The organism is Pseudomonas sp. PB106 (assembly GCF_009764645.1).
Taxonomy (GTDB): domain Bacteria; phylum Pseudomonadota; class Gammaproteobacteria; order Pseudomonadales; family Pseudomonadaceae; genus Aquipseudomonas.
In genome coordinates, this window is sequence record NZ_RWIM01000197.1 from 1 (window position 1) to 5469 (window position 5469).

A 5469-nucleotide genomic window follows, 5' to 3' on the forward strand; every position below is an offset into this window, starting at 1 on the left:
CCGCAGGCTGCGATCTTTTGCTTTTAAAAGACAAGATCAAAAGATCGCAGCCTGCGGCAGCTCCTACACAGAGCAAATTGCAGTGTTACTGAGCCGACTTCTGCTTCAGGCGCTCAAGAATCGCATTGGCGCTGCCTTCGTTCGGCGTGATGCCGGCGTCGCGCAGTTTGCGATCCAGATCGCTGCCGGTCGAGGCGTCAGCCAGTTCATCGGCTGCACTCAGCTCGGCGGCGCGTTGCTGCTGCTTGGCCTGCAGACGGTTCAGAGTACCCACTGCGGTTTCCAGTTTGCCGTTGGCACCGCCGCTGGCGATGGAAGCGCTGACCTGGGCTTTCTGCACGCTTTCACGGGCCTTGGCCATGTCCACTTGCTGGCGCAGGCTCTTGATGCGCGACTCGGCCTTGCCGATGTCTTTGCGCATGTTTTCGGCGTAAGTACCGAACTCGTCGCTCTGGGCTTTTTCGGCGGTCAGATCGTTGGTCAGGGTCGAAATCGCTTCGGCCACTTCCAGCGCCAAGTCTTCACGACCAGCGTTCAAGGCGGAAACAGCCTTGGCTTCGAGATCCTTGATCTTGGCGTCGTATTCGCTCACGCGGTCGGCAGCCAGTTTGTGCTTGGCCATGATGGTGACCAGTTCACGGCGGGCATTCGACAGTGCGGTGTCGGCGTCGCGGATTTCCTGGTCGAGGATACGCAGGGCCTGCTGGTCGACGATTGCTTCGCCGACTTCATTGGCGCCGCCGCGCAGTGCGGTGAACAACTTGCTCCAGATGGACTGAGTCATTGGATATTCCCTGTTGATTACTTGAAGAAGTGTTCGAAGGCTTCACTCGCGCGCTGCACGTTGTCGACCAAGGTTTTCACCTCGGTGACGACGTTGGTCAGGCTCGAGTCGGCGCTGAGGGCGCCAAACATGTTGTATACGGTCTGGCCGTTCGGCATCGACTCGATACCGATCGACGACAGCGGGAACATTTCCCGGCTGCGCAGCACGGCATCGTTGAAGGCGCGCACGTCGGTGATCGAATCGATGTCCACCAGTACGGTGTCGACGATGATCTGCTGGCCAGCCAAAGCGACGTGAATCGGCAGGCCGCCGAATTCGTTCATTTCCAGCTTGATGCTGGGTTCGGAACTCTGGATCAGAGACAACGTGATCTCTTGCGAAGCCACCTCGTCCAGAGCTTTGAGGGCGTTGAAGAGGCTATCGATATTCCAGTTGTTGCCTGCGCTCATGTAATTCTCCGACATGAAAGAGCCAGCCAGAATCGGTTGGCGTAGCTGTTGCTCCATTTGCTTGAGCAAGCTTCGGTTTTCGGGAAGCACCCAAGTTTCGTGTTTCACATAACCGGCCGCCGCGAGGCCCGCACGCATCTGCTTCATGTAAAAGCTCGACGGTTTTTTTGCGGACGCCTTCGGGCGCTCTCCCTTCGGGCCTTCTGATTTCGATGCGGGGGAACGGCTTTTCATGGCAATGGCTCGGTTATGAACATCTCACGCGTGAGCCACACTACAACCAAATCAAAGTGCCATCAATGGCTCACGCGTGAGATTTTCATGACAGACGAAAAAAGGCCCGCTGCAAGGCGGGCCGGGACTATTTGCAAGATATGAATCAGTGATCTTTCGTGAGGAATTCGTCGGTAGACACCACGCTCGCGTAGGCAAAACCCAGCGCTGACATGAACGCGGCGTGGACATGCGCCGCCGGCACGGTCAGGCCATTGAACTCCAGGTCACGGCTGGCGCAGGCATCGTGAATCACTGTGACGCCGTAACCCAGATCCGCCGCCGCCCGGGTGATGCCGTCGACGCACATATGACTCATGCTGCCGACCACTACGAGTTCCTCGATACCTTGCTCGTCGAGGATCGCTTGCAGTTCGGTTTCGCGGAATGAATTGACGAAGTGTTTGAGCACGACAGGTTCGTCGGCACGGTTGAGCACTTTCGGATGCAGCTTGGCGCCATCCGAACCCGGAGTGAAAAACGGAGCATCGGGCGAGGTGAACTCATGGCGAATGTGCACCACCGAATCGCCTGCTTCGCGGAACGCTGCGATCAGTCGCACGGCGTTGTCGGCGGCGGCATCAGCACCGGCCAGCGGCCACTTGCCTTGGGGGAAGTAGTCGTTCTGGATATCGACTACGATGAGCGCTTGCTTGGCCATGGGTGTGTCCTCGATGTGTTGGCTGGAAGTGGCTTCAGTATTGGCGCTGGCCAGCGATTCGAGGATTGGCCGCACCGACAATAGACAGGGGAAAACTGACAATGGGCGCAGAAAGGGCCGCCGTCGCGGAGCTGGGCATATTGATTTACCCCGGTGCGCAGATGGCGGCGGTGCATGGCTTGACCGATCTGTTCGCGGTGGCCGACCGGATTGCCGCCGAGCATCAGACTGCGCAATTGCCGCTGCTGCGGGTCAGTCATTGGCAGGTCGAAGGCGCTCAGTCGCCGGAACGGGGCTATGACAGTCATCCGGGCACTGAGAGCGATTTGCTTGCGGTGCTGATTCCGCCGTCCATTGGTGGTTTTTCTACGGCGCAAATGCCGAGCGGTCTGTTGCAGTGGCTACGCGATCAGCATGCTCGTGGCGCGACCCTTGGCGGTGTTTGCGTCGGTTCGCTGATGTTGGCGGAAAGTGGTCTGCTCGATGGCCGTAGCGCCACTGCGCACTGGACGTCGGCCAAGGCTTTTGCCGAGCGTTATCCGAACATCAAACTCAAGGCTGATACGCCCATCGTCGATGACGGCGACCTGATCACCACCGCTGGATTGATGGCCTGGTCGGAACTGGGTCTGCGTCTGGTCGATCGTCTGCTCGGGCCGAGCATCGCCACCGCCACTGCGCGATTTCTGGTAATCGAGCACAGCGACAGCGCGAGTGAGTGCGGGAGTAATTTCGCGCCGATTCTGAATCACGGTGATGCAGCCATTCTCAAGGTTCAGCATTGGCTGCAAAGCACTGGCGCGACGGATGTTTCGCTGACGGCGATGGCTGAGCGGGCAGGGCTGGAGGAACGTACGTTTCTGCGGCGGTTTCGCGCGGCGACAGGGTTGAAGCCGACCGAGTACTGTCAGCACTTGCGAGTGGGCAAGGCGCGGGAGATGCTCGAGTTCACCAATGGCACCATCGATCACATTGCCTGGACGGTCGGGTATCAGGACCCGGGGGCGTTTCGCGGGATCTTCAAGAAGATTACTGGGCTGGCGCCGAGTGATTATCGGGCGCGGTTTGGGGTGACGCCAATACCGAAGGCAACGAATCTCTAATGTAGGAGTGAGCCTGCTCGCGATTGCTGTGTGTCAGTGAAGGACAGTTCGACTGACCCACCGTTATCGCGAGCAGGCTCACTCCTACAAAGGAGCGTGCCAGACTCAAAATCGTGCAAATTGCCGGGTTTTTATGGAGCGTCGTGCAGTTTGAAACAGGCGTGATGCCAGCACGATTCCGCCAAGTTTCTGATTAAACGAGAGTTTCCGTAGAGCAGCCGTTGGCCTGATCTCTGCACCCTTCACCGCTACAGTCATCGAACCGATGGAAGGGGGACGCATGACCCCGACACCCCGCAAGAAAATCGTCGTCGCTCACTCGGTGCGTGCCGACGCGCCGCAGCATGAAGTGCAAACCAACAAGGCGCTGGCCCGCTGGCTGGCGCAGATCCTCGGATTGAAATTCGGAGGCAGTTACGACCCGGAAAAACATCGCGGCCGTGATCTGTACCTGCTGCCCACGCAAACCATTGTTGGCGCTGAGCAAGCCCAGGCGCTGGGCATCAAGGGCCCCGAAGATCTGTGGGGCGGCTTTGTCGAACATGACTTCATTTGCACCAAAGCCATCAGCCACGGTCTGCGCAGTCATCTGGCCACAGCGCCACAAGGCTGGTCGCCGCTGTTCAGCGAACGCACGCGCAGTGTGGTCCTCGACGGTCTCAGCGTGTTTTCGCTGGACGATGCACGGCCCGCTGCCGAGCATTTGTTGTACAGCGGGCCGATTCGTCTGAAGCCGATTCATGCCTGCGCCGGTCGCGGTCAGGAAGTGATCAAAAGCCTGGATGCTTTCGACGAAATCCTCGCCCGTCCCGACATTGAAAAACAGTTCAGCGAGGGCGTGGTGCTGGAGCAGGACTTGAGCGATGTCGTGACGCACAGCGTCGGCCAGTCATTCATCGGCGACAAAGTGTTGAGTTACTGCGGTGATCAATACTTGACCAAGGACGCCCACGGCGAAGAGGTGTATGGCGGTTCGAACCTGCTGGTGGTGCAGGGTGGCTATGACGATCTGCTGGCGCTGGATTTACCGGACGATGTGCGCCTGGCCATCGAACAGGCGCAGATTTTCGACAGCGCCGCCGACGAAGCCTACCCACGTTTCTACGCCTCGCGCCGCAACTACGACATCGCCCAAGGGCTGGACAACAACGGCAAAACCCGCAGCGGAGTACTCGAACAATCCTGGCGCATGGGTGGCGCGAGCAGCGCTGAAGTCGCCGCGCTGCAAAGCTTCGTCAACGACCCGGGGATGCGCGCGATCCGCGTGTCTTCGGTGGAAACCTATATCGATCAGCCGCTGCCGGCGGACGCCATCGAGGTGTATCGCGGGCCGGCGGAAAACAGTGAATTTCTCCTCAAATACGTAACGGTCAAATCCTATGACGGCTAGAAGCGAAAGCATTCAAATCGACATTGATGATGAACAGATGAGCGGGACGTTTCTCAGTCCCAAATCGAAAGTCCCGGGGGTGTTGTTTGTCCACGGTTGGGGCGGTAGCCAGGAGCGGGATCTGGAGCGGGCCAAAGGCATCGCCGGTCTCGGTTGTGTATGCCTGACGTTCGACTTGCGCGGGCATACCGGCGGCACCGGTATCCCGCTGACCCGCGTCACCCGCGAAGACAATCTGCGCGATCTGCTCGCGGCGTATGACCGCTTGCTGGCGCATCCGGCGCTCGATACCTCGGCGATCGCGGTGGTCGGCACCAGTTATGGCGGTTACCTGGCGGCGATCCTCACCTCGTTGCGCCCGGTGCGCTGGTTGGCGTTGCGCGTGCCGGCGCTGTATCGCGACGAGCAATGGCATACGCCCAAGCGTGAGTTGGACAAAGCCGATCTGCGCGATTATCGAAGCACCCTGGTGCGTGCCGACAGCAACCGTGCACTGCATGCGTGTTCGCAATTCACCGGGGATGTGTTGCTGGTGGAGTCGGAAACCGATGACTACGTGCCGCACGCAGCGATCATGAGTTATCGGGCGGCGTGTCAGCAGACGCATTCGCTGACCCACCGGATTATCGATGGTGCCGATCACGCGTTGAGCGAACCGGTTTCGCAGCAGGCGTACACCTCGATTCTGGTGGACTGGATTACCGAGATGGTGGTGGGTGAGCGGTTGAGCATTATTCAGTCTTGAAGATCAAAAGATCGCAGCCTGCGGCAGCTCCTACAGGGAGAATGCATTCCAACTGTAGGAG

Annotated in this window: 6 protein-coding genes; 3 read left to right on the plus strand and 3 right to left on the minus strand. The window is 59.1% G+C overall.

Features of this window, described 5'->3' with window-relative positions; all coding sequences use genetic code 11:
• Positions 1-85: 85 nt before the first annotated feature.
• From EJA71_RS24485 to EJA71_RS24495, 3 genes are all read right to left on the minus strand, one after another.
• The gene (locus EJA71_RS24485; protein WP_158960161.1) at positions 86-784 is read right to left on the minus strand and encodes a PspA/IM30 family protein; all 699 of its coding nucleotides are present in this window, start codon (positions 782-784) and stop codon (positions 86-88) included.
• A 17-nt stretch (positions 785-801) separates the two neighbouring features.
• The gene (locus tag EJA71_RS24490) at positions 802-1383 is read right to left on the minus strand and encodes a YjfI family protein (protein ID WP_256671799.1); all 582 of its coding nucleotides are present in this window, start codon (positions 1381-1383) and stop codon (positions 802-804) included.
• A gap of 232 nt (positions 1384-1615) precedes the next feature.
• A complete protein-coding gene (locus tag EJA71_RS24495; protein WP_158960165.1) occupies positions 1616-2170 on the minus strand; it encodes a cysteine hydrolase family protein in 555 nt (184 codons plus the stop codon).
• A gap of 101 nt (positions 2171-2271) precedes the next feature.
• Between EJA71_RS24495 and EJA71_RS24500 the strand changes: the two genes are divergently transcribed.
• The 3 genes from EJA71_RS24500 to EJA71_RS24510 all read left to right on the plus strand — a co-directional run bounded on the left by EJA71_RS24500 (position 2272) and on the right by EJA71_RS24510 (position 5408).
• On the plus strand, positions 2272-3273 hold the full coding sequence (locus EJA71_RS24500) for a GlxA family transcriptional regulator (protein WP_158960167.1): 1002 nt from the start codon (positions 2272-2274) through the stop codon (positions 3271-3273).
• 280 nt (positions 3274-3553) lie between these two features.
• The gene (locus tag EJA71_RS24505; protein WP_158960168.1) at positions 3554-4663 is read left to right on the plus strand and encodes a DUF3182 family protein; all 1110 of its coding nucleotides are present in this window, start codon (positions 3554-3556) and stop codon (positions 4661-4663) included.
• Positions 4653-5408, plus strand: a complete 756-nt coding sequence (locus EJA71_RS24510) for a S9 family peptidase (RefSeq protein WP_008081888.1) — start codon at positions 4653-4655, stop codon at positions 5406-5408. Before EJA71_RS24505 ends, EJA71_RS24510 begins: the two co-directional genes overlap by 11 nt.
• Positions 5409-5469 lie beyond the last annotated feature (61 nt).

Excerpts from the sequence above, each read along its gene's own strand:
- EJA71_RS24485 (WP_158960161.1), bottom strand. The coding sequence starts at position 784 with ATGACTCAGTCCATCTGGAGCAAGTTGTTCACCGCACTGCGCGGCGGC.
- EJA71_RS24490 (WP_256671799.1), bottom strand. The coding sequence starts at position 1,383 with ATGAAGCAGATGCGTGCGGGCCTCGCGGCGGCCGGTTATGTGAAACAC.
- EJA71_RS24495 (WP_158960165.1), bottom strand. The coding sequence starts at position 2,170 with ATGGCCAAGCAAGCGCTCATCGTAGTCGATATCCAGAACGACTACTTC.
- EJA71_RS24500 (WP_158960167.1), top strand. The coding sequence starts at position 2,272 with ATGGGCGCAGAAAGGGCCGCCGTCGCGGAGCTGGGCATATTGATTTAC.
- EJA71_RS24505 (WP_158960168.1), top strand. The coding sequence starts at position 3,554 with ATGACCCCGACACCCCGCAAGAAAATCGTCGTCGCTCACTCGGTGCGT.
- EJA71_RS24510 (WP_008081888.1), top strand. The coding sequence starts at position 4,653 with ATGACGGCTAGAAGCGAAAGCATTCAAATCGACATTGATGATGAACAG.